The organism is Embleya sp. NBC_00888 (assembly GCF_045207655.1).
In the GTDB taxonomy this organism is placed as follows: domain Bacteria; phylum Actinomycetota; class Actinomycetes; order Streptomycetales; family Streptomycetaceae; genus Embleya.
On record NZ_CP108784.1, the window covers coordinates 2,169,633 to 2,193,856 of the forward strand.

At 71.2% G+C, this 24,224-nt stretch carries 17 protein-coding genes and 1 pseudogene; 7 read left to right on the forward strand and 11 right to left on the reverse strand.

The genetic code is table 11. From position 1 onward, the window contains the following. The first annotated feature begins 198 nt into the window (after positions 1 to 198). On the forward strand, positions 199 to 1,518 hold the full coding sequence (locus tag OG948_RS08545; protein WP_406295145.1) for an ammonium transporter: 1,320 nt from the start codon (positions 199 to 201) through the stop codon (positions 1,516 to 1,518). A 95-nt stretch (positions 1,519 to 1,613) separates the two neighbouring features. Here the strand turns inward: OG948_RS08545 and OG948_RS08550 are convergent, their stop codons facing one another. After that, positions 1,614 to 2,000 (reverse strand): hypothetical protein, encoded by a 387-nt coding sequence (locus OG948_RS08550; protein WP_406295147.1) that lies wholly within the window; start codon positions 1,998 to 2,000, stop codon positions 1,614 to 1,616. A 34-nt stretch (positions 2,001 to 2,034) separates the two neighbouring features. Next, complete coding sequence (locus OG948_RS08555) at positions 2,035 to 4,548, reverse strand: DEAD/DEAH box helicase (protein ID WP_406295149.1); 2,514 nt, start codon at positions 4,546 to 4,548, stop codon at positions 2,035 to 2,037. A gap of 167 nt (positions 4,549 to 4,715) precedes the next feature. Between OG948_RS08555 and OG948_RS08560 the strand changes: the two genes are divergently transcribed. Further along, the gene (locus OG948_RS08560; protein ID WP_406295150.1) at positions 4,716 to 5,162 is read left to right on the forward strand and encodes a hypothetical protein; all 447 of its coding nucleotides are present in this window, start codon (positions 4,716 to 4,718) and stop codon (positions 5,160 to 5,162) included. A gap of 241 nt (positions 5,163 to 5,403) precedes the next feature. Here OG948_RS08560 and OG948_RS08565 read toward each other — a convergent pair whose 3' ends face one another. Continuing rightward, positions 5,404 to 6,603, reverse strand: coding sequence for a CaiB/BaiF CoA transferase family protein (locus OG948_RS08565; protein ID WP_406295151.1), 1,200 nt, complete (start codon positions 6,601 to 6,603; stop codon positions 5,404 to 5,406). 175 nt (positions 6,604 to 6,778) lie between these two features. Between OG948_RS08565 and OG948_RS08570 the strand changes: the two genes are divergently transcribed. Both OG948_RS08570 and OG948_RS08575 read left to right on the forward strand, forming a co-directional pair. Beyond that, entirely contained in the window at positions 6,779 to 7,936 is a 1,158-nt protein-coding gene (locus OG948_RS08570; RefSeq protein WP_406295152.1) for a hypothetical protein, read from the forward strand. A gap of 110 nt (positions 7,937 to 8,046) precedes the next feature. Then, on the forward strand, positions 8,047 to 9,276 hold the full coding sequence (locus OG948_RS08575; protein ID WP_406295154.1) for a styrene monooxygenase/indole monooxygenase family protein: 1,230 nt from the start codon (positions 8,047 to 8,049) through the stop codon (positions 9,274 to 9,276). A gap of 59 nt (positions 9,277 to 9,335) precedes the next feature. Here the strand turns inward: OG948_RS08575 and OG948_RS08580 are convergent. Next, positions 9,336 to 13,329 (reverse strand): annotated as a pseudogene (locus OG948_RS08580) (discoidin domain-containing protein). A gap of 668 nt (positions 13,330 to 13,997) precedes the next feature. Here OG948_RS08580 and OG948_RS08585 point away from each other — a divergent pair. Continuing rightward, the gene (locus tag OG948_RS08585; protein ID WP_406295156.1) at positions 13,998 to 15,101 is read left to right on the forward strand and encodes a choice-of-anchor D domain-containing protein; all 1,104 of its coding nucleotides are present in this window, start codon (positions 13,998 to 14,000) and stop codon (positions 15,099 to 15,101) included. 682 nt (positions 15,102 to 15,783) lie between these two features. On the opposite strand, the gene OG948_RS08590 is transcribed toward OG948_RS08585, so the two are convergent. Both OG948_RS08590 and OG948_RS08595 read right to left on the reverse strand, forming a co-directional pair. Further along, complete coding sequence (locus OG948_RS08590) at positions 15,784 to 17,151, reverse strand: sensor histidine kinase (protein WP_406295158.1); 1,368 nt, start codon at positions 17,149 to 17,151, stop codon at positions 15,784 to 15,786. A gap of 143 nt (positions 17,152 to 17,294) precedes the next feature. Further along, positions 17,295 to 17,972: a response regulator transcription factor gene (locus OG948_RS08595; protein WP_395869052.1), complete on the reverse strand. Its 678-nt coding sequence runs from the start codon at positions 17,970 to 17,972 to the stop codon at positions 17,295 to 17,297. A gap of 87 nt (positions 17,973 to 18,059) precedes the next feature. On the opposite strand from OG948_RS08595, the gene OG948_RS08600 reads away from it, so the two are divergent. Then, positions 18,060 to 18,629, forward strand: a complete 570-nt coding sequence (locus OG948_RS08600) for a hypothetical protein (RefSeq protein WP_406295160.1) — start codon at positions 18,060 to 18,062, stop codon at positions 18,627 to 18,629. Between the two features lie 33 nt (positions 18,630 to 18,662). Here OG948_RS08600 and OG948_RS08605 read toward each other — a convergent pair whose 3' ends face one another. From OG948_RS08605 to OG948_RS08625, 5 genes are all read right to left on the reverse strand, one after another. After that, positions 18,663 to 19,211, reverse strand: a complete 549-nt coding sequence (locus OG948_RS08605; protein ID WP_406300210.1) for a type 1 glutamine amidotransferase domain-containing protein — start codon at positions 19,209 to 19,211, stop codon at positions 18,663 to 18,665. A gap of 179 nt (positions 19,212 to 19,390) precedes the next feature. Further along, positions 19,391 to 20,065 carry a hypothetical protein gene (locus tag OG948_RS08610; protein ID WP_406295162.1) on the reverse strand — a complete coding sequence of 225 codons (675 nt, stop codon included), beginning with the start codon at positions 20,063 to 20,065 and terminating at the stop codon, positions 19,391 to 19,393. A 30-nt stretch (positions 20,066 to 20,095) separates the two neighbouring features. Next, on the reverse strand, positions 20,096 to 20,797 hold the full coding sequence (locus OG948_RS08615; protein WP_406295163.1) for a lactate utilization protein C: 702 nt from the start codon (positions 20,795 to 20,797) through the stop codon (positions 20,096 to 20,098). Then, on the reverse strand, positions 20,794 to 22,383 hold the full coding sequence (locus OG948_RS08620) for a lactate utilization protein B (protein WP_406295164.1): 1,590 nt from the start codon (positions 22,381 to 22,383) through the stop codon (positions 20,794 to 20,796). The genes OG948_RS08615 and OG948_RS08620 overlap by 4 nt, the downstream gene beginning before the upstream one ends. Beyond that, on the reverse strand, positions 22,380 to 23,120 hold the full coding sequence (locus OG948_RS08625; protein WP_406295166.1) for a (Fe-S)-binding protein: 741 nt from the start codon (positions 23,118 to 23,120) through the stop codon (positions 22,380 to 22,382). The genes OG948_RS08620 and OG948_RS08625 overlap by 4 nt, the downstream gene beginning before the upstream one ends. Positions 23,121 to 23,373: 253 nt before the next feature. On the opposite strand from OG948_RS08625, the gene OG948_RS08630 reads away from it, so the two are divergent. Beyond that, positions 23,374 to 24,117 carry a FadR/GntR family transcriptional regulator gene (locus tag OG948_RS08630; RefSeq protein ID WP_406295168.1) on the forward strand — a complete coding sequence of 248 codons (744 nt, stop codon included), beginning with the start codon at positions 23,374 to 23,376 and terminating at the stop codon, positions 24,115 to 24,117. Positions 24,118 to 24,224: the final 107 nt, after the last annotated feature.

Here is a 24,224-nt window from a genome sequence, read left to right on the forward strand (position 1 = left end):
GGCACCGGGCCCTGTCGGGCAGGTCGTGTTTCACGTACGTGTCGACCCGCTCACCGCGTGCGCACCCGCTCATCGTCGGGCAATGCGCGCGTAACACGGGGCGGGTTCCTTAACCCGCGCGTAACACCGAGGTATACGCCAGGAAACTCGGGCTGCCCACCCTGACCTGAGACCAGATCAGGCCCACGAGGGAGCCGCATGACCGTCGCGACCGACGCCCTGAACGCCGGAGACACCGCGTGGCTGCTCGTGGCCACCGCGCTCGTGCTGCTGATGACCCCCGCCCTGGCGATCTTCTACGGCGGCATGGTCCGGGCCAAGAGCGTGCTGAACATGCTGATGATGAGCTTCGTGGCGATCGCGGTGGTGACCGTGGTGTGGATCGCCTTCGGCTACGGCCTGGCCTTCGGCGACGATCTGGGCGGCGGACTGCTCGGCGCGCTCGACAAGCCGTTCATGGCCGGCACCAAGCCCACCGACCTGCACGGCACGGTGCCCGAGCTGCTGTTCATGGCCTTCCAGTTGACCTTCGCGATCCTGACCGTGGCACTGATCTCCGGGGCGATCGCGGACCGCACCCGGTTCAAGGCGTGGGTGCTCTTCTGCGCGGTGTGGGTGCTGTGCGTGTACGTACCGCTGGCGCACTGGGTGTGGGGGCCGAACGGGTGGATCGCGCACCGGCTCGGCGCGCTCGACTTCGCGGGCGGCCTGGTGGTCGAGATCAACTGCGGCGCCGCGGGCATGGCGGTGGCCCTGGTGCTCGGCCCCCGGATCGGCTTCAAGCGGGATCCGATGCGACCGCACAACCTGCCGCTCGTGGTGCTCGGCGCGGGTCTGCTGTGGTTCGGCTGGTTCGGCTTCAACGGCGGCTCGGCGCTGGGCGCGAACGGCCTGGCCGCACAGGCGCTGGTGAACACCCAGGCGGCCGGGTGCACCGCGCTGATCGGCTGGCTCGCGGTGGAGAAGCGCCGGGACGGACACGCCACCACGCTCGGCGCCGCCTCCGGCGCGGTCGCCGGCCTGGTCGCGATCACCCCGGCCTGCGGCGTGGTGGACCTGCCCGGCGCGCTGGTGATCGGCCTGGCGGCGGGTGTCCTGTGCAGCTTCGCGGTGGGCTGGAAGCACCGCTTCGGCTACGACGACTCACTCGACGTGGTCGGCGTGCACTACGTCGGCGGCGTGGTCGGCACGTTGCTGATCGGCCTGTTCGCGGCCGAGGACGTCACCGGCGGCCCGGAGGGCCTGCTGCACGGCGGTGGCGCCGCGCTGCTCGGCAAGCAGGTGGTGGCGATCGTGGTGGTCTCCGCGTTCTCCTTCGGCGTCACGTACGCGATCGCCAAGGCGATCGACCGCACCATCGGCTTCCGCGCCCACGCCGACCACGAACAACTGGGCCTGGACCTCGCGGTACACGCCGAGACGGCCTACGACCTCACCGCCTTCGCCGGCACCAAACGAACCGGCAGCATGCCCTTCCGCCCCGGCACCCAACCGGCCGACGGCCTCGACGCGGACTGACCCGACTCGCCGGTCGGGCTCCTTCGGCCGCATCCGCGTACGGCCGGCCGGCGCTCAGGGCAAAACGGCCGGGCCGGCGCGTACGGCCGAGGGGGTCAGCGCGATCGGCGTGCCAGGATTGCCGCCGTGGCGAGGCCGGCGATCACGGCGCTCGCCGGCAGGGCCGCTCGGCGGGCAGCGAGCTTTCGGGCGTTGTGGTGGTCGAAGACCGCGCCGCTGGACTGGATCGAGAAGGCGGACCACACCGACTGGGCCGAGAACGCCGATGCCGCCCCCAGGTAGGAGCCGATCGACGCGGCGGAGAGCGCCGAACCGATCGAGCCGAGGGACAGCGCGGAGCCGACCGAGCCCACCGACAACACCGAACCCACCGACCCGATCGACAACACCGAGCCTTCCGACGCGATCGACAACACCGAGTTGTGCGAGCGCCAGGACAGGATCGAACCGTGTGCCTCGACGGTGGACCGCTTCTTCGTCATGGGCCCAGTCTGCCCGAACGCCGGGGACCCGGGTTCACATCCGGTCGACCGCGACCACCCGCAACACCGCACGCCCGGTCTCGTCCGACTCGGTCAGGTCCACCTCGGCGGTGATCCCCCAGTCGTGGTCCTGGGCCGGGTCGTCGAACACCTGGCGGACCCGCCACGCGGAGTCCTCCTTGGTGATCTGCATGAGCTTGGGGCCGCGCGCGTCGGGACCGGTGCCGATCGAGTCGTGCTCGTCCCAGTAACCCTCCAGCGCGTCCTGCCAGCGCTCCGCGTCCCAGTTGCCGTCGCCCTCCTGCTCGGACAGCTCGCCGAGCTGGAAGTAGCGCCGCAGCGCCGCGAGTTCCACCCGGCGAAAGAGCGCGTTGCGCACCAGCACCCGAAATGCCCGCTCGTTCGCGGTGACCGGCGTGGTGCGGCCCTCGATGTCGTCGAGTTCCTCCTGGGTCGCGTCCGGGTTGGCCAGCTTCTCCCACTCGTCGAGCAGGCTGGAGTCGACCTGGCGGACCAACTCGCCCAGCCACGCGATCAGATCGTGCAGGTCCTCGTTCTTCGCGTCGTCCGGCACGGTCTGGTTGAGCGCCTTGTACGCGCTCGCCAGGTAGCGCAGCACGATGCCCTCGGTGCGCGCGAGTTCGTACCAGCCGACGTAGTCGCCGAAGGTCATCGCCCGCTCGTACATGTCCCGCACGATCGACTTGGGCGACAGCGGGTGGTCACCGACCCACGGGTGGCTGCGCATGTAGATCGCGTAGGCGTGTTCGAGCAACTCCTCGAGCGGGCGCGGGTATTGGATGTCGGCGAGCCGCTCCATCCGCTCCTCGTACTCGATCCCGTCCGCCTTCATCTGCCCGACCGCCTCGCCCTTGGCCTTGTTGAGCTGCGCGGCAAGGATCTGGCGCGGATCGTCGAGCGTGGCCTCGACCACCGAGAGCACGTCCAGCGCGTAGGTCGGCGCCTGTGGGTCGAGCAGGTCGAACGCGGCCAGCGCGAAGGTGGACAGCGGCTGGTTGAGCGCGAAGTCGGCCTGGAGGTCCACGGTGAGCCGGACGATCCGGCCCTCCTCGTCCGCCTCGGCGAGCTTCTCCACCACGCCGCCGTCCAGGAGCGAGCGATAGATCGCGATGGCCTGCCGGATGTGCCGCAACTGTTGGGCCCGCGGCTCGTCGTTGTCGGTGAGCAGGTGCCGCATCGCCTCGAACGCGTTGCCGGGCCGGTTGATCACCGCGAGCAGCATCGCGTGGGTGACCCGGAAGCGGGACGCCAACGGCTCCGGCTCGGCCTCCTGGAGCCTGGTGTAGGTCTCCTCGTTCCAGCCGACGAAGCCCTCGGGGGCCTTCTTGCGGACCACCTTGCGGCGCTTCTTCGGGTCGTCGCCCGCCTTGGCCAGCGCCTTGATGTTCTCGATCTCGTACTCGGGGGCCTGCGCGACCACGTTGCCCACCGTGTCGAAGCCGGCCCGCCCGGCGCGCCCGGCGATCTGGTGGAACTCGCGCGCCCGCAGCCGGCGCACCCGCTGGCCGTCGTACTTGGACAACGCGGTGAACAACACCGTGCGGATCGGCACGTTGACCCCGACGCCCAGCGTGTCCGTACCGCAGATCACCTTGAGCAGACCGGCCTGGGCCAGGCGCTCCACCAGCCGGCGGTACTTGGGCAGCATGCCCGCGTGGTGCACACCGATCCCGTGCCGCACCCACCGGGAGAGCTGCCGGCCGAACTTGGTGGTGAACCGGAAACCGCCGATCACCGACGCGATCTGGTCCTTCTCCGCGCGCGTGCACATGTTGATGCTCATCAGCGACTGGGCCCGCTCGACCGCCGACGCCTGGGTGAAGTGCACGATGTAGATCGGCGCCTCACGCGTGGTCAGCAGTTCCTCGATGGTCTCGTGCAGCGGGGTGACCCGATAGGAGAAGTACAGCGGGACCGGGCGGGTGGCCGACTTGACGATCGCGGTGGTCCGACCGGTGCGCCGCTTGAGGTCGCTCTGGAAGCGGTCCATGTCGCCGAGCGTCGCGGACATCAGCAGGAACTGCGCCTTCGGCAGTTCGATCAGCGGGATCTGCCAGGCCCAGCCCCGATCCGGGTCGCCGTAGTAGTGGAACTCGTCCATCACCACGAAGCCGACGTCCGCGTCCGCGCCGTCGCGCAGCGCGATGTTGGCCAGCACCTCGGCGGTACAGCAGATGATCGGCGCGGTCGCGTTGACCGAGGCGTCGCCGGTCATCATACCGACGTTCTCGGTGCCGAACTGGGCCACCAGGTCGAAGAACTTCTCCGAGACCAGCGCCTTGATCGGCGCGGTGTAGAAGCTGCGCTCCTTGCGCGCCATCGCCGCGAAGTGCCCGCCGGCGGCGACCAGGCTCTTTCCCGAGCCGGTCGGCGTATTCAGGATCACGTTGTTGCCCGAGACCAGCTCGATCAGCGCCTCTTCCTGCGCGGGATACAGGGTGAGGCCGCGCTCTTCCGCGTACGCCGCGAAGGCTTCGTACAGGGCGTCGGGGTCGGCCTCGGCGGGGAGCAGATCGATGAGAGTCACCCGTCTATCCTGCCTGCTCCCGGCCCCGCGCCCGCACGCAACCCGGATACCGCCGATCCCCGCGCGTCGCCGCAGGCGGTCCGGGCGCCGGGCCGCCCGGCTTCCGGTGACGCGTGTCACATCCCTAGGGTCGCGGTGATCATCCGTCACCGGGGACAGGGGTGCTCGTGAGGCCGGCACGACGCATGGGGCAGTTGGGTCGCGTGGTGTTCGCGGGGACCCTGGCGGCCGGCCTGCTCGGCTGCACACCCCACGGCCGGACCGCCGCACCCGACGTCGCACCGACGGTGGAGGCGCTGCCGTACGACCCGAACGGGGACACCGGCGGGATCGGCTGGACGTTACGCCCGGCCGAAAGGACCGCTCCCCAGGCCGGCTACCGCCTGATCGTCTCGACCGATCCCTACGCGGTCGACACCATCACCCGCGGCGGCGTGGACCCGAACGCCTGGGACAGCGGCCTGGTCCACTCCACCCGACACACGGGCATCCGCCCACCGGGCTTCCGCTACGAATCGGGCGCGACCTACTACTGGACCGTCCGGATCCGCGACACCCACGGCCACGACTCCCCCTGGAGCCCCACATCCCAGTGGACGGCCCACCACCCGTGACGTACACCGCTACCACCGAACTCCGAGCAACCAACCTCCGGCCCGTCCGGCGTTCGAGGACAAAGAACGCCGGCCACCCGCAAAGCTCAGCCGCGAGCCATGAGCCACGAGCAAGCCACATCAGGCCGTCCGGCGTTCGAGGACTAAGAAACGCCGGCCACCACCAACCGCAGCCACCGAGCCGGCCGCAAGCCCAAACCAGCCCGTCCGGCGTGTGAGGACGACCGGGCCGCAGACGGCCTCAGCAGACGACCCCCGCCGCCCGCAACTGCGCAACGCGTCCCGTACCGAGACCGAGTTCGCCCAGGATCGCGTCGGTGTCGGCCCCGAGTACCGGAGCCGGCGCGCCCAACCGCCCGGGCGTGCCGCCGAACAGCACCGGATGCCGCGGCTGCCGCAGCCGCCCCGCAGTCGGGTGCACGTCGTCCTCCAGCAGCCCGACGGCGGCGATGTGCGGGTCGGCCGCGAGGTCGCCGGGGCCCCGCACCACCCCGCACGGCACGTTCTCCGCCTCCAGTCGGGCGATGCCCTCGGCGACGGTGAGCTTGGTCGCGACCTCGTGGCAGCGGGTCACCAGCGCGTGGCCGACCTCGCGGTTGCGCCGACGCTCGGCGATCGTGGCCACGCGCGGGTCGTCGTACCCCTCCACCCCGAACGCGCGACACATGCCGGCGAAGTCCGCGTCCGACGTGGGCGTGGCGATGCCCCACCCGTCCACGAACGCGTACGGACGCACGTCCGCGACGAAGCTGCCCGGCTGGCTGCCGTCGCCGTCGCGCAGCACGTCGTTGCCGGCCGAGTCGACCCACATGAACGAGATCACCGCGTCCAGCATGGACAGTTCGAGGTGCTGGCCGCCGCGCCCGCGCTCGCGGGCGAACAGGGCCGCGGTGATCGCCTGCGCGGCGGTGAGCGCGGTGACCTTGTCGGCGAGGGCCTGGTTCGAGAACCTCGGACGACCGCTCTCCGGGTCCTTCTGGTTCTCCGCGATCCCGCCGTACGCCTGGATCACCGTGTCGTAGGCGCCCTTGCCGGCATACGGCCCGTGCGCCCCGAAGCCGGAGATCGAGCAGTACACGAGGTCGTCGCGCCGCACGTCGGCGTAGCCCAGGCCGAGCCGTTCGGCCACGCCGGGCCGCCAGTTCTGCACCACCACGTCGGCCCGGGCGATCAGCGCGCGCACCAGGTCGCGGCCCTCGTCGGTGCGCAGGTCGACGCCGACGCAGCGTTTGCCGCGGTTGCACATCTGGTAGAGCGCGCTGATGCCGCCGGTCGCGGTGCCGATCCAGCGCGAGATGTCGCCGATCCCGGGACGCTCGACCTTGATCACCTCGGCGCCCTGATCGGCGAGCAGGGTCACCGCGTACGGGCCGGTGGCGGCGGTGGACAGGTCCACGACGCGCACGCCGGCGAGTGGTCCGTCGATCGGGACACGTTCCATGCGGCGCTCCCCTGGTGTGTCGCCCACGTGTGTCGCCCACGCGAGAGCTCGCGTGACGGCATGACGAAAACAGGTTCTCTGTCACAGGTCAAGACTCTGGCCTGTTGGCGAGGTCCGGCGGAGAATCCGGCAGCGTCCCGGTGTCCGGGACGCGACGCAGATCGACGGAGGATTCGTGACCAACCCGATCGGGCCGCTCACCGCGGCCGACGAAGGCTTTCACCACCAGGTCGCCGAGACGTTCGCGACGGTGGCCACGACGGACCCGTCGTGGACCGAGAAGGTCTGCGCGATGGCCGCGGCCCGGGACGGCAGCCTGCAACTGGGCTTCGGACTGGGCAAGTACGCGAACCGCAACGTGATGGACGGCTACGCGGGCGTCTCCCGCGGCGTCGAGCAGCTCACGGTACGCGGCTCGCGCCGATTGGCCCCCGAGCCGCACACCACCACGGTGGGACCGATCCGGTACGAGGTGGTCGAGCCGCTCAAGGTGGTGCGCTTCGTGTTGGAGGCGAACGCGGCCCAACCGATCGCGTTCGACTGGACCTTCGAGGCGGTCGTCCCGGCGGTCTGCGAGGACCGCACCCACAACCGCCGCGCCTATCGCACCACCGCCGACCTGGTGCGCTACCACCAGACGGGAGTCGCGTCCGGCTGGGTCGAAGTGGACGGCGAACGCACCGAGATCACCCCCGACACGTGGGTTTCCACCCGCGACCACTCGTGGGGCACCCGGTACGACGTGGGCGCGCCCGCGACCGACCTGGAGCCGGCCGGGATGCCCGCGTCGACGTCCTTCCGGATGATCTGGGCGCCGATCCTGATGGAACGTCAGGACGGCAGCCGCTACGCCCTGTTCCTGCACTACCAGATCACCCGGGCACCCGGGTTCGTGCAGAAGCGGGTGATGGGCGGGGTCGAGCACCCGGACGGGCGCGTGGACGCCTGGGCGGACCTGGTACCGGACTTGAGCTACGACCCGGTCAATCGGCGGCTGCGCGGTGGCCGGCTGCACGCGACGATGGCGGACGGGTCGGCCCGGCCGCTGGAGATCGAGGTGGTCTCGGCGACCGGCTTCCACCTCGGCGCGGGCCTGTACTTCGGTCTGGACGGGCGACACCACGGCGAGTGGCGCGGCGAACTGCACGTGGAGGGTGAGCGGATCGCGGACTGCTCGACGCCCGAACAGGCCCGCCGGCTGCACCAGATCCGGGACACGGTGGTGCGGGTCACCGACCCGGTGGGCGGCGGGGTCGGGTGGGGCAACTGTCAGCCCATCGTCACCGGCGCGGATCAGGCGTCGGGACTGACTGCGGAGTCCTCGTTCATGTAGGGCTCGTGCGCGGCTCTGATACGCGCCGGATTTCTTGATCTGTACTCCGGTGAACACGCAGCGCGAGCCATACGATGCTTCCGACTCGATCAGGGGAAGGGACGTCAGCCATGCGCAGGATCCTCATCGTCGGTGCCGGCCAATCCGGGCTCCAACTCGGCCTGGGGTTGCTGGCCCACGGCTACGACGTGACCGTGATGACCGAGCGGACCCCCGACGAGATCCGCGCGGGGCGGGTGACCTCGACGCAGATCATGATGCCGTCCACGATCGCGCTGGAACAGCCGCACGGCCTGGACCTGTGGGCCGACCTGGTGCCGCCGATCCCCCGGGCCGGGTTCACCATTCCCGGCCCGGACGGCACGCCGGTGGTGAACTGGCTGGGCGAGATGGGCGGCGCGCAGTCGGTCGACCAGCGGATGAAAATGCCCGCGTGGATGGAGCTGTTCGTGGCGCGCGGCGGCAACCTCGTGGTGCACCCGGTCGCGGTGTCCGACATCGACTGGTACACCCGCAACTACGACCTGGTCGTGGTGGCCGCCGGCAAGGGGGAGCTGGTGTCGATGTTCGACCGCGACCACGAGAAGTCCGAATTCACCACGCCGCAACGCCAGTTGGCGGTCGCGTACTTCCACGGCGCGACCCCGCGACCGGAGGTGGGCCACGACGCGCTGCACGTCAACGGGATCCCCGGGGCCGGCGAGATCATCATGTTCCCGGGCCTGACGTTGTCCGGCCCCTGCGACATCATCCTGCTGGAGGCGGTACCGGGCGGCCCGCTCGACGTGTTCCGCGACGTGCGCGACCCGGACGCGCACTGGGCGCTGATGCTGGACCTGGTCCGGCAGTTCGCGCCGTGGGACCACGACCGGATCAGCCGCGCCGAACTCACCGATCCGATGTGCGTGCTCAGCGGCGGCTTCTCGCCCATCGTGCGCAAACCAATCGGCGAACTGCCCTCCGGCGGACTGGCCTTGGGCATCGGCGACGTACTGGTCACCAACGACCCGCTCAGCGGCCAGGGTTCCAACAACGCCGCGCGAGCCGCCGACCTGTACCTCGACGCGATCGTGGCGCACGGCGATCGCCCCTTCGACGCGGCGTGGATGCAATCGCTCTTCGACACGTTCTGGTCCCGCGCGCGCCACGGCGTCAAGTTCTCCAGCTCACTGCTCGGCGTCCCCCCGGAGCACGTCCAGATGCTGATGGGCGCCGGCAACACCTGCCCCGCCGTCTGCGACGCGATCATGAGTGCCTTCGACAACCCGGTGGAATTCGAGGAGTTCTTCTACGACCCGGAGAAGACGAAGGCGTTCCTGACCAAGGTCGGCGCGATCTAGGCCCTGTCCGGCCACGTGGTCGCCGCCCGCCCGGCGGGGCGCGGGCGGCGACCGTCGGGTCAGGGGTTGACGGTGATGGTGAAGGTCGACGTCGTGTTGCGGATGTTCTGCGCGTTGTCGCTCATCCGCAGGCCGTTGAAGACGACCGAGCCGACCGCCGGGCCCTGGCCCGGCTCGGGGAGCTCGTTGGCCCAGATGCCGAAGCCGGACTTGGCGTCGTAGGCGTCGCCGCTGCGGTGTGCGCCGGTGATCGAGATGTTGTCGAAGATGGTGTCCTTGACCGGGAACTGCGGTTGCCCGCCCACATAGTTGGTCTGGAACATGATCCCGCCGTAGGTCGGGTCGACGATGTCCACGTCGCTCACCCGGATGCCCTGGAAGATCTTCGAGGCGGAGAAGACCCAGATCGCCGGGAAGACCTGCCCGTTCCAGAAGTGGCCGCCCGCGCGAACGATGGAGATGTTCCGGAAGTTGGTCGGGTCGGTACCGAAGCCGTTCATCGGATAGCCGAAGTCGAGTGAGCTGATGGTGATGCCGGAGTAGACGAGGGTGTCCGCGATCCGGATGTTGCGGAACGTGTTGGCGTAGCCGCCGTAGACCGCGATGCCGGCCGCACGCCAGGTCAGCATCGAGGTCAGGTTCTCGTACACGTTGTTCTTCTCGTCCGCGCCGCCGGCGTCGATCGCGGAGAACAGCGCGAAGCTGTCGTCCCCGGTCGAGCGGGCCTCGATGTTGTCGAGGTGGTTGTCGGTGCTGCCGTTGGTCATGTTCACGCCGTCGGCGAAGGTGTCCCGGATCCGGCTGTCGCGGATCGTGACGTTGTCGGTGTTGGCGCCCCAGTACAGGCAGACGGTGTGCTCGTTCCAGACGTCGTCGATCAGGATGTTCGACACGTTGGCGAAGTCGAACACCTTGCCCGGCCCGTCGATCCGCGACGTGTAGTTGCCGAAGTAGGCGAAGCCGCTGAACGAGGAGCCGTTCGCGGACGCCTCGGCGCGGAAGCCGACGTCGGTGTTCTCCTGGGTCGTGGGAGCCTCGAACCTGGTGAACCAGGGGCCCGCTCCGGTCACCTTCACCGCTTTGCCGTACACCTGGAACTTACTCGCGGTCGGGTACGTGCCGGGCGGCAGGTAGACGCCGGCCAGCGTGCCGGCGGGGTCCATCCGGACCCGGTCGAGGGCGTTCTGCACGTCCTGGTGGGTGAAGCCGGCCGGGACGACGTAGGTCGCCGGGTTCGGGTTGGCGATCGGCGCGACCTGCTCCAGGTTGACGAAGTCGATGGTGTAGTCGCTGGTGTTGGCCGCGTTCTTCTGGAGTTTGATCCGGCTGCCCTTCGGGACGGTGGTCCCGAGCATGATGTTGGCCTCGTCGTAGATGTGCCGAGGACCGCCGGCACCGGGCGAGTTGCCGGGAGCCGCCTCGTTGCCGTAGAGCCAGGCGTACTTCGAGGTGAGTGCGATGGCCTTGAGGAAGGTGCCGTCCACGTACACGTCGAGTGTCGCGTCGATGCCGCCGCCGCCCGGGGCGTCCGGGATGGAGAACCGGGTGACCAGGGTGTTGGTGCTCGCGCGGGTGGTGAACTCGACCGAACTGCCGGTGGATTTGAGGGTGACCGCCTTGCGGCCGGACGCCTCGCCGGCCGGATCGCCGATCACCCGGTTCGGTCCGATCACCGCCGCGCCGCCGGCCAGGAGGCCGTCCTCGGCCTCGTACATGTCGTAGGGCAGGTGTGCGCCTCGGCCCACGAACAACGGCCGGGTGCTGGTGTTGTTCGCCTGCTTGACCGGGAGTTCGTTGGCGTCGGCGGCGATCACCGTCTTGACACCGTATGTTCCGTCCGCGGCCGGCCAACCGCCCAGCGAGATCGGGGGGCTGCTCGCGCCGGGGGCGAGCACACCGGTGTACGAGCCGGTGAGGGTGCGGACCACGGCGCCGGCGGCGTCGATCAGGGTCAGCGTGACCGGGTGGGCGCCGGGCGCGCTCGCGATGGTGCCCTGATTCTTGACCGTGACGGTGAAGGCGACCGCATTGCCGGCGGCCGGGTTGTCCGGGGTCCACTCGACGGCCGAGGCGATCAGGTCGGAACTGGCCACGGGAGTGACCACGAGCGGATCGGGCGCGGTGTAGGCGTTGTTGGTCTCGTTCTGTTCGATCACCGCGTTGGCCTCGTCGACCCTGGCACTCGGGGCGTAGCTGCCGGCGGGACGGGTGCCGATGGTGGTGGACACCGTGGTGGTGGCGCCGGCGGCGAGCGCGCCCACCCTGGGCGGTGCCGGCCGGGGTGTCACCGAGTCGGAAGTTCACGGCGGTGGCGCCGGCGGCAACCGGGCCGATGTTCTTCACCGTCGCGGACAGCGTGATCGCGTCGGTCTCCACCGGTGCGACGGGGCTCGCGGTCAGCGCGGTGACGGTCAGGTCGGGGTTGGGCGCGGGTACGCCGATCACCTGGAATTCCGCGACTTGACCGCCCGGCGCACCGGAGTTGGTGGTGATCCGCAGGCGCAGGTCGGCGACCCGGCCGGTGACCGGGATGCTCACGGTGTTGCCGCCGGAGCCCGGCGCGAAGGCGCGTACGGCCGCCGGCGCCAAGGTGGTGAAGCCGGCCGCGCTCTGTTCCCGACCGAGCACCTCGATGGTCTGGGTACGCGGGCCCCATATCGGATCCGGGTCGAGTCGGACCACCACGGCTTGGACGTCCGCGTTCGAACCCAGCGCCACGGTCAGCGTGTTCGGGTAGGTGTTGCCCTCCCAGTACGTGCTCACGTTGTCGTCGGTGGCGTTCGTGGCGACGAAGTGCTGCGTCGTGGAGGACGCGGTGATCGGCTTGCCGACGGCCAGGTTCGTGCCGGTGCCGCCACCGGATCCGGTACGGATCACCTGGTTGCTGTTCGGCGACCTGTTGCCGGCGGCGTCCCGGGCGACCACGTGATAGGTCACCGTCGCGGTGTCCGGCAGGCTGTCGGTGTATTCGAGCGTGCCGGCGGCGACGCTGCTGCGCAGCACACCGTCGGCGTACACGTCGTAGCCGGCGACCCCCACGTTGTCGGTCGCGGCGGCCCAGGTGAGCCGGATCCGGCCGGCGGCCGGTTGGGTGTAGGCCAGTGCGGTCGGCGCCGTGGGTGCCTGGGTGTCGCCCGTGGTCGGGCCGTAGACCTCGAACTCGGCCACCTGGGCGGCGGGCCATCCGGTGTTGGCGGTCACCTCGACCCGCAGGTACCGGGTGGTCACCGTGTCGAACGCGAGCGTGACGGTGTTGCCGCTCGCCGGGTCGAAGACGCGACCGGCCGAGGCGAGGATGTCGGTGAAGGTCGTCCCGTCGGTGCTGCCCTGGAGGGAGAGGGTCTGGGTCCGGCGCTCCCACCCGGCGGGCAGCTCGAGCACCACCTTGTTCACCCCGACCGAGGCGCCGAGATCGGCCCGGATCCATTGCGGCAGCGCGTTGTTGGCGCTCTCCCAGTAGCTCGCCCGATCGCCGTCGCCGGCCTTGGCCGCCGTATACGGCGCGTTGGCGCTGCTCGCGGTCAGGGTCGCGGCGCGGGCGAGGTTGGTCGTCGAGTCGGCCGCGGTCTCGACGCCGAGTTCGGCGAGCTGCGCGGCGGGCGCCTTGCTGTTGCCGGTGACGTCGAGCCGGACGAATCTGGCCTGGGTGGCCGGGAAGCGGATCCGGACGGTGTTCGCCGAGCCGGGCTCGAAGGTGTAGGTCGCCCGACCGACGATGGTCTTGAAGCTCGTCCCGTCCTCGCTGCCCTGCACGGCCAGCGTCTGACTGCGCGCGGCCCAGCCCCGGGGCAGCTTGAGAACGACGCCGTCGATGCTCGTGCTGCGGCCTCGATCGACCTGGACGGCCTGGGGGAACGTCGAGCCGGTGCCCTGCCAGTAGGTGTCCTGGTCGCCGTCGGCGACGGCCGCGACATCGGTGCTCGCCAGCCGGACCCGGTCGCCCGACCCGGCGGATGTCGCAGCGCCGGCGGGTCCGACGGCAACGGCGAGCGCGAGCAGGCCGGTCGCCAGTGTGGCGCCGGCGGATTTCGGGATGGGTGGTCTCGTCCTCATCGCATTCCTCTGTTCGGTTCTCTCGCGGGGGACTTGCACGGGAGGTACGGGAGGAGCCGCGCGTGGTCGGAGAGCGGGCCGGTGCGTGCCGGGGCAGGCCGAAGGCCGGGTCGGCATGTGGTCGACCGGATCGCGGTGCCGGTGAGGCCGGTCCCGCCGGCGGTGGGGAACGCCGCCGGGAAACCGGCGCGCTCGGGTCACGGATCGGAATTTGCGGCTCTAAGCCGTAAGTTCCCAACAATCTGTGAGCTTTTTGCAATGCGCGAGATCAGAGTTACAGACGCGTTACGGACCCGTCAACGGTCCGATCCCGGCCGAGCGGCCCCTGGACACGGCCCCGCGTGATCGACCGTCGCACGCTGTCGACGCTTGCGTTCCCCGGCCGCCGAGACCGCGCTGGCCGGCGGCCCGAGGCGAGCCGTAACGCCGTACGCACCCGTAAGCGGCCCGCAAGATTGCGCCGAAATTACGTTCCGCTTCCGCGAGTCGGCGATCTTCCCGGGGCCACTCGGACCACCCGGGTGAGCGGGAAGGAAACGCCCGCAGAACAGGCGGTACGCGATCTTGCCCGAGTCCGGGGCGGCCCATAGCGTCGTCGGGTCGCCACCCGGCGACGATCCGACGGTGGCGACCGCCGTACGGTGGACGCCGGGGGGAATGGTGTGCCCGTGGCGCTCGGGCGCTGGATGCGGCGTGGAATCTTCGCCGCGATGTCGTCGGCCGTACTCCTGGTCGGCTCCGGGGCATCCGCGGCCCCCGCGGAGGATCCGCCGCCCCGCCTGACCTGGACGGCCCGCTCGGACAGGGTGCAATCGCTGTCGGTACAGGAAGCGTGGGCGCCGGTCTCGTTCGCCCTACCCGACCGGCCCGGAACACTTACGGTCCGACTGGTGGTCCGGGGCGGGCAATTCGTGCCCCAGCCGGGACAGCCGACGCCGCCACGCGACCCGGATCTGTCGGTCGAGGCGAGCGTCCCGGTCGGTCCGGGCACGGCGCTGCGTCCCGGTGAGCAACTGGTGCTGATCGCCCGACCGTTCCGGGTGATGCTGGGTCCGGCGAGCACCGGCGACGCCCCCTGGGTGGACGTCGACAACCGAGCAGAACAGCACATCTCCGAACGCGTCTTCCCCGGCACGAAGGTGCGAACCGGCCGATTCACCGGACCGGCGGCCGAGTTCACCTACAGCTCCCGCGGCCCGGGAGAGCTGACCGTGTCACCGGGGATGGACTTCGGCGAGCATCGGATCGGCGGCGGCTGGAGGTGGCTGCCCGTACGCGTGCGCAACACCGGCGAATCGGACCTGACACTGCGCGAATTCGGCCTGCCGCCAGGCGACTTCACCATCCACGAGACCGCCACCACGTGCCACCGAGGCAACACCCTGGCAGCCGGCGCCTCATGCGACGTGGCGGTGATGTTCCGTCCCGGCGCCATCGGACCACGCTCGGCGGCACTGACCGTCACGACCGACGCACCCGGCGGCCCGCGCTCGGTGGCACTGACCGGCACGGGCGGAGCCGGAGCCCCGACCGGGAAACCCGACCCGCCGACAGCCGCCTCCGCCGCCCCACCCGGCCCGACCGAGTCACCGACTCCCCCGCCCGGGACCGACGCGCCACCGACAACCGACGATCACCCCACAACCGCCCACACGAGCACCGGAACGCACCCAGCCGACTTCCTCCTGACGTGGGTCCTACCGATCACCACCGGCGCAGCCATCGCCCTATGGATCCGCCACCACCTCCGCCGACGCCACCACACCCCCTGATCACCACCCCCACCACCCACAACTTGCCCCCGCCACCCCCGCCACCCCCACGCCCCCAGCCACCCGCCCCCGCCCACCCCAGGCGCGTCAGCGCCCCCGACCCCCGCCCACCCCAGTGATCGACGCGCGAAGCGCGGAGAGCGGCGGAGCCGCAAGCGTGGACGGTGTGACCCGGAGCGAAGCGGAGGGACACACCGTCCCGAGCGAGGCGCCGCTTTTTCTTGGAGGAGCGAAGCGGGGGAAAGAAAAAGCGGCCCCTCGCGAGCCGGCGACGAAGTCGCCCAACAAAAAAGACCCGACCCGAGAGTTTTCGCTCTCGGGTCGGGTTGCCGTCGTGCCCCGGGTGGGGGTGGGGACACGAACGGCCGGGGATGCGAGATCCCCGAACGGCTACAGACCCTGGGGGGGATTGGGCTGCGCCTGGGCCATTCGGAAAGGGGGGAGTCCCGTTGGTTCCGAATGGACCGCTGTTCTGAAGGCTAGTGAAAACCGTGGCCGAAGAACACCTGTCCACCCAACCCGATTCGACCCGAGGCAAGGGTTTAAGGCCCACATAAGGTTGGATCAAGGTCCAGGTGCCGGCCGGCACACGCGCCGTGACTCACAGTGAGAAAAATCCCCGTTCCACCCACCCGAAGGAGCACCGCGGCACCGCCGCAACCCCTCACCCCTCACCCCGCCCTCACCCCGCCCCCGCCCCCGGCCGCCGTCGCCCGCGCCGGCTCTTGCCCGCCCGCCGGCTGCGCCGGACCACCGACTCCTTCGTGCCCCCGCCCAGCCGCACGCTGATCTCCGCGCCGCCCAGTACCGAGCGACCCAATCCCACCTCGCCGCCGGTGGCCTCCGCGAGCCGCCGGACGATGTCCAGGCCGAGCCCGGTCGAGCCGTCGCCGCCCTGGCCGTGTCCGCGCCGCAGGGCGCTCACCGGGTCGGCGATCCCGGGCCCTCCGTCGGCCACCAGCAGGATCACCGCGTCCCGGCCCGAGTGCAGGGTCACCGAGAACGGCACGCCCTCCTCGGTGTGCCGGAACACGTTGCCCAACATCGCGTCCAGGCCGGCCGCCAGGTCGCCCCGGGACACCGGGACCCGCACCGGCTCGGCCGCGCCCACCAGTTGCCACGGTCGGTCCTCGTCCTCGGCCAGCGCGGACCAGAAGTCCATGCGCTCGCGGACCACTTCGGCCGCGTCGCAGCCCACCGCCTCGATGGTCGCGCTCGATCGCCGTGCGGTCCGGATCAGTTCGTCCACCTCGCGCTCCAACTGCGCCACCGCGTTGCGGGTCTGCTCGGCCACCGGGTCCTCGCCCAGCGCCGCCGCGTTCAACCGCAGCGCGGTCAGCGGCGTACGCAGTCGATGCGACAGGTCGGCGGCCATCTCCCGTTCGTTGGCCAACAGTTGCTCGACCCGATCCGCCATCGTGTTGAACGACGTGGCGGCCTCCTGGAGTTCGGACGGCCCCTGGGGTGTGATCCGCGCCGCCAGGTCGCCGGTACCCAGCGAACGGGCCGCCGCGGCCAACCCCCGGGCCGAGCGCACCACCTGCGCACCGAGCCGGTCGGCGACCACCACCGAGCCGCCGACCAGGACCACGGCCACCCCGGTGAGCACCAGCCAGGCCGTATTCACGCCGTGCTCCAGGTCGTCGTCCGGGACGTACACCTCGATCACGGTGATCCTGCCCTGGTCCAACAACAACGGTTGCAACAGCGCCCACCCGCCGCCCGCGCGGACCCGGAACGATCGGGCCGACTCGCGCGCGGTGGCCACGCTGTGCTCGCTCGCGCGCGGCCGGCCCAGGACCGACCCGTCCGGCAGATGGATCGCGATCCGGCCGCCGGAGCCGGCCGGCACGCTCGCGATGGCCGGCTCCAGCGTCGCCCGGTCGGTCGTGATCACCAGCGCCGGCTGCAGCGCGGCGGCCTGCCGCTCGGCGTCGGTGAAGGTACGGTCCGCGGCGATCTCCCGGATCACCAGGACCAGCGGGATCAAGAACGCGAGCGCGACCATCGTGGTGACCGCCAACGAGACCCGCACGAGCGTGCCCCGCACACCCTTCGGCGCCCGCGGCGGCTTCACCTCCCGCCCCGCCGAACCACTCGCCCGACCCGAGCCACCCGGTCGTCCCGGCGCACCCGCTCGACCCGCCGCATCCCCGCGCCGCCCGGCCGTCCCGCCCCCGCGCGGGCCGGGCCTCACGCCGGCGGCTCCAGTTTCACCCCGACACCCCGCACGGTATGCAGATACCTCGGCTCCCGCGCCTTCTCGCCCAGCTTTCGGCGCAGCCAGGACAGGTGTACGTCGATGGTCTGGTCGTCGCCGTACGACTGGCCCCACACCTCGGCCAGGATCTCCCGGCGCGGCACCACCGTCCCGGCCCGCGCGGCCAGGAACGCCAGCAGGTCGAACTCGCGTCGGGTCAGTTCCAGCTCCCGGTCGTCCAGCCGTGCCTCCCGGCGCCGGACGTCGATGAGCAGACCTCCGACGCTGAACACATCCGCCGTGGTCCGCCCGCGCGCACGGCGCAGCACGGCGGACAACCGCGCGCCCAGGTGTTCCCCGGAGAACGGCTTCGTCACGTAGTCGTCGGCGCCCGCGTTGAGCAGTCGGACCACCTCGGCCTCGTCGTCCCGGGCGGTCGCGATGATCACCGGGACGTCGGATATGCCGCGAAGCATCTTCAATGCCTCGGATCCGTCCAAGTCCGGCAGTCCGAGGTCCAGAATGACCACGTCGAACGGGTAAAGGGCTACTTCGCGCAACGCCTCCAGGGCCGTTCCGACGCTGCGTACCGCGTGGGAGGACGACGTGAGGTATCGGATCAGCGCCGAACGTACGAATTGATCGTCCTCGACCACGAGCACCTGTGCCATGGTTCGGAACCGTACCCGTACTCTCCTCCCGGGCCGGCCCTGGAGGGGAAACACCGGGCCGGGAACACAGGCGAGAGGATGGGGCTCGTGCGGAGGACCATCACGTCGATATCGGTGTGGCTCGCGGTCACCGCGATGGCCGTCGCGCTGTCGTGGTGGGGCGTGCGCAGCGTGCTGCGCGACACCGTGTTCGAACCGCCGCAGGCGCCGACCCTGGTCGCCGGGGACGAACCGCCGCCGCCGGTGGACGCCCCGTCGACGGCGTCCGGCGCGGTGCCGAGCACCGAGGAGCCGGACCTGATCTCCGCCGTCAATCGCACGCCGCCGCCGACCTCGTCGTCCCCGTCGCCGTCCGCGTCCTCGGCTCCGCCGTCGCCCAAGGCCGCGACGACGCCGGCCGCGCCGCCGGTCAGGCTCCGCGAGGGCCCGCCGGTCGCCGCGGTGCAGAGTTTCGAGGTGCGCGGCGGACGGGCCTCGTTCCGCTACCAGGGCACCACCGCGACCCTGATCGCCGCGACCCCGAACTCGGGATGGGCGGTCAAGGTGTGGCCGGGCAACCAATGGATCCGGGTCGACTTCGTCAACCGTGGCCGGACCTCGTCCGTGTTCGTGGTCTGGAACGGGCACGACCCGATCGCGTCGACCTACGAGGCCTGAGCGCCCACCGCCGGGCCCGGGCTGCCCCGTGCGCTACCGGCGCTTCCCGGCCCGGGCGAATTCCGCCACCAGTGCCTTGTCGAACGCCGCCAGGTCGTCCGGCTTGCGGGAGCTGATCAGCGTGTTGGTGCCCGCCGTGCACACCACCACCGCCTCGTCGACCCAGAGGGCACCCGCGTTCTCCAGGTCGGTGCGCAGGCTCGGCCAGGAGGTGAGCTGCCGCCCGCGCACGACGTCGGCCTCGACCAGGATCCACAGCGCGTGGCAGATCGCCGCGACCGGCTTGCCCTCCGCGAAGAAGCGCCGGACGAACTCCACCGCCTTGGGCTGGGTCCGCAGGAAATCGGGGTTGGCCACCCCGCCGGGCAGCACGAGCGCGTCGAAGTCGCCCGACCCGACCGCGTCGATCCCGGCGTCCACGTGGAACGTGTCGCCCCGGTCGTAGCGATTGAAGCCCTGCGCCTCACCGGCTTTGGTGGAGATCAGCTTGGGTGATCCGCCGGCCCGTTCCACGGCCTGCCACGGCTCGGTCAACTCCACCTGCTCGAAGCCCTCGGGGGCGACGAGGAATGCCACGGTCAAGCCCTCGAGCTCGGATGCCATGCGGGCACACCCCTCCGTCCGGAACGGTCGCAACGGTCGGGTCTCCGCCTGCCCGACCACCCCGGCGGTAAACCCGGAACGGCAGCGGGGCCGGCCGGGCCGGCGAACCCCGCCCCAGGCCCTGTCCGGCGGATCCTGGTGGGTCCGCCGGACAGGGCCTAGATGTCTTCGAGCACCTCGGCCGCGGTCGCCCGCAGGCCCCGGGCGGCCCGCGTGGCCGTGTTGTACGCCTCGTCGCCACGCCCGTCGGTGAACGCGTTGGCCGCCTGGATCAGCCCCTGGGCGCCCTTGAGCACATCGACCGCCGCCGCGAGCAGCGCCTCGCCGCGCGCGTCCCGGCCGGCCTCGCCCGCCATCGCGGCGAGCTGCCGGGTGAGCACGGTCAGCCGCATGTCCACACCCCGCGCACCGGACAGCGGAGCCGGACGCGGGTCGCGCACACTCGGCACACCCTGACGCGGGGTCGACCCGCCCTCCGGCCCCCCGCACAGCGCACACACCTCGCCCAGCGCGAGCAGCCCGCGCTCGGGGTGTCTGGGACACGGCGCCGAGCGCGGACGCGCGTCGGCCGCGTCCCGGGCCCGACCACGCCGCCTGCGGTTCTCGCAGAACAGACACTTGTCCCGCGCGTCCTCGTCGACCGGACCGTACGGATGCTCGTTGCACAAGGTGGTCGGTACGGGCGCGGCCAACTGGCCGAGGAGTCGGCGGGTGTTCGCCAATTGCTCGGCGATCGCGTCGTATGCCTCGGGCGGGCTGGTGTTGCCCAGGAGGTCGACCATCTCCATCAGGTTCTTGGTCGAGCGGACGAGTGCCTTCGTATCAGGTGCCACGCCTATGGACTGTAAATGATCGGCGGGACATCACCGCACGATCAGGACTTCGAGGGTCCTGGGCCCGTGCACACCCTCGACCCGGTCCAGTTCGATGTCGCTGGTCGCGGACGGTCCGGAGATCCAGGTCAGCGGTCGGCCCGGGGTCAGCCGCTCCAACGCCTGCGGCACCGACGCGACCACGTCCCGCGCCCGAACCACGCACAGGTGCCAGTCCGGTACCAGGGTCAGCGCGCGCCGCCCCTGCCCGGGCCCCGCGTCGAGCACGATCGTGCCGGTCTCGGCGATCGCGACGGCCGATGCGGTCAGCACGCCGTCGGCGGCGTCCAACTCGGCGGTGGTGAGACGAGGAGCGGCCGCTGGAGAAGGAAGTTGAGGCCTGTTATTTATAGGATCATCTGACAATTCGCCGATCGGGCCGTACGTCCAGCCATCCGGTACGCACACCCCCGCCGCCAACCCGGCCGTCCACGCCGCCGGCAGCCCGGCCGGCGTCACCACGCGGTGTGCCCCGCGTCGCTCGACCGCGCCGGCGACGGCATCCGCGAGTCCGCTCTCCGCGACCTCGTGCACGATCGCCCGGTAGTCGCGCAGATGCTCGACGAGCAGTTCGAGCACACCCTCGACCACGTGGGCCCGCGCGTAGTCGCGCGGCACCGGGAACACCTCGTCGCGCGGTACGTCCACCAGCGCCCGCCGCACCCGGGCCAGAATCACCTCGCGCGAACTCATCGCCCCTCCCCCTCGCTCTCGTCCACCTCGACGCTCGGAGCAAGCTCGACACTCGGAGCAACCTCGACGCCCGGAGCGGCCTCGACGCCCGGGATCGCCTCGACGCCCGGCGCCGACGAAGGCACCGGACCCGCCGGACCGCTCCGCTCCCGCACCCACCAGTCCCGGAACGACTCCGCCGGCACCGCCGGGATCGACCGGCTGTCCGTCCAGGCCGCGCCCGGGCCGGGCGCCCGCTTGGGGATCAGTCCGCGCGAGCGGGACGCGGCCCGCTGTACCCGGCGTAGCCGGCCCGGATCGTCCAGCACCCACTCGGCCGCCCGCATCGCCGCCCGCTCGGCGCGGTGACCGCCGCCTTCGACCACCTGCTCACGCAGATGAACCAGCACCTCGGGGATGTCGATCGCGACCGGGCACACCTCGTAGCACGCGCCGCACAGCGAAGAGGCGTACGGCAGGGACGCCGTCTGCTCGTCCACCCGGTGCTTGGCGATCCCGCGCAGCTGCGGCACCAGGATCGCGCCGATCGGCCCGGGATACACCGACCCGTACGCGTGTCCCCCGGTGCGCTCGTACACCGGGCACACGTTCAGACAGGCCGAGCACCGGATGCAGCGCAGCGCCTGCCGGCCGGTACGGTCCGCGAGCACGTCGGTGCGGCCGTTGTCGAGCAGGACCAGGTGGAAGTCCTGCGGCCCGTCGCCGGGAGTCACCCCGGTCCACATCGAGGTGTAGGGGTTCATCCGCTCGCCGGTCGAACTGCGCGGAAGCAGTTGCAGGAACACCTCGAGATCGGCCCAGGTCGGCACCACCTTCTCGATGCCGACCACCGAGATCAGCGTGTCCGGCAGGGTCAGGCACATCCGCCCGTTGCCCTCCGACTCGACCACCACGAGCGTGCCGGTCTCGGCGACCACGAAGTTCGCGCCGGAGACCGCGACTCGCGCGGACAGGAAGCGCTCGCGCAGGTGACGGCGCGCGGCCTCGGCAAGGGCGGCCGGGTCGTCGGTCAGGCCGGGCGGTGCGGGGACGCCCCACTCGCCCATCTCGCGCACGAAGATCTCCCGGATCTCGGCCCGATTGCGGTGGATCGCGGGCACCAGGATGTGCGACGGCAGGTCCTCGCCCAGTTGCACGATCAGTTCGGCCAGATCGGTCTCGTAGGCCCGGATGCCCTCGGCCGCGAGTGCCTCGTTCAGTCCGATCTCCTGGGTGACCATCGACTTGACCTTGACCACCTCGGTGTCGCCGGTGGCCTTGACCAGGTCGGCGACGATCCGGTTCGCCTCGGCCGCGTCTGCGGCCCAGTGCACGGTGCCGCCGGCGGCGGTGACCGCCGCCTCGACCGCGAGCAGGTGTTCGTCGAGTCGGCGCAGCGTACGGTCCTTGATCGCCACGCCGGCCGCGCGCAGTTCGGCCCAGTCGTCGAGTTCCTCGACCACCAGGGCCCGCTTGTCGCGGATGGTGTGGGTGGCCTTGCGCAGGTTGTGCCGCAGTTGCGCGTCGCCCACGGCGGCCCGGGCGGCCCGCGGGAAGGGGGGCATGCCGACGAAGGTGGCGCCCGTCGGCGGGACGGCCTTGCTCATGCCGGCTCCTTCTCGGTGGAGGCGAGGATTTCCGCGAGGTGCAGGACCCGCATCCCGGTGCGCTGACGGTCCATCAGGCCGCCGATGTGCATCAGGCACGAGTTGTCCGCCGCGCACAACACCTCGGCGCCGGTGCCGGCCGCGTGCCGGACCTTGTCGGTGCCCATCGCGGTGGACACGTCCGGGTTCTTGACCGCGAAGGTGCCGCCGAAGCCGCAGCACTCCTCCTCGCCGGGCAGGCCGAGCAGTTCCAGGCCGCGCACCTCGCGCAGCAGCGCGGTCGGACGGTCGCCGAGCCTCATCAGGCGGCGCGAGTGACACGTGGGGTGGTAGGCGACCTTGTGCGGGAAGTACGCGCCGACGTCGGTGACACCGAGCACGTCGACGATGAACTCGGTGAGGTCGTACACCTTCGGGACCACCGCGGCGACGTCGGCCGCGAGGGTGGGGTCCTCGGCCCGGGCGGCGGCGCGCGGGTGGTTGTCCCGGATCATCGCGCCGCACGACCCGGACGGGGTGACCACCGCGTCGTAGCCCGCGAAGGTGTCCGCGAACCGGCGGACCATCGGCTCGACGCGGGTGCCGTATCCGCTGTTCCAGTGCATCTGTCCGCAGCAGGTCTGGGCGAGCGGGAAATCCACCGCACAGCCCAGCCGCTCCAGGAGACGCACGACGGCCCGGCCCGTGCGGGGGTACAGCGTGTCGTTCACGCAGGTGATGAACAGCCCGACGCGCATGCGGGCGGCCTCCTCGCGGATCGGCGGGTCCGGCTCGGAGCCCGGGGTGGGGTCCGAGGCGGAATCCGACGCCGGGTCCGACGTCGAATCGTGTGGTCTGACCACACTGTGGTGTGCACACGCTAAGGGCATGTCATGCTGTGCCACAAGACACGGGCGGCGACCCGAGCCCGAAGCCCGGACGCGACCCGCTGATCCGCCGAAGCCTTCCAAAACCGGTCGAAAAACCCTGAAATCGCCGAGGAGCCTCCCAGTGAACGACGGCCCGGACTGGCGCCCGGTCAAGCGCGTGCGCGCGTTCGAGGAGGTCGTCGCGCAGATCGAGGAGCAGATCGCGACCGGCCGCCTGCGCGCGGGCGACAAGTTGCCCGGCGAGCGCGCGTTGGCCGCCGCGCTGGGGGTCAGCCGCCCGTCGGTACGCGAGGCGATGCGGGTCCTGGAGGCGATGGGCGTCCTGGTCGCCAACACCGGCAGCGGCCCGGAGGCGGGCGCGATCCTGGCCGGATCCGCCGGGCCGGCGCTGACCGGCGTCCTCGGCCTGCACCTGGGCCTGGCCAACTTCGCGGTGGACGACGTGGTGGAGACCCGACTGCTGATCGAGTCCTGGGCGGTCGAGGCCGCCGCGCGGCACGCGAGCGAGGCCGATCTCGACCGGCTGCGCACGATCGTGGCCGCGATGGACGAGCCGGATGTGTCGGCGGAGCGGTTCAACGAGCAGGACACCGAGTTCCACACCGCGATCGCCGAGCTGTCCGGGAACGCGCTGGTCGCCACCTTCATGCGCGCGCTGCGCGACACGGTACGCCGACACCAGCGCCGCGCCGTCGCCGAACTGGGCCAGGACACCGGGGCGTTGCGCGCGGACCACCGGGCGATCCTGGCCGCGATCGAGGCCCGCGACCCACACGCGGCGGCCGAGGCGTTGGCCGTGCACCTGCGCCGCGCGTATCCGAACGTGGCCCGGGTGCGTCGGGACGAGAGCCCCGGCGAAGGCTGACGGGTCGCCGTACGACCGCCCCAAAGTGGACGCGTCGTCGCGCGTCCCGTCGGGAGCCGACGCCTCGTCCCGCGTCCGTCCGGGGCCGAGCCGTCCTCGCGCGCCCT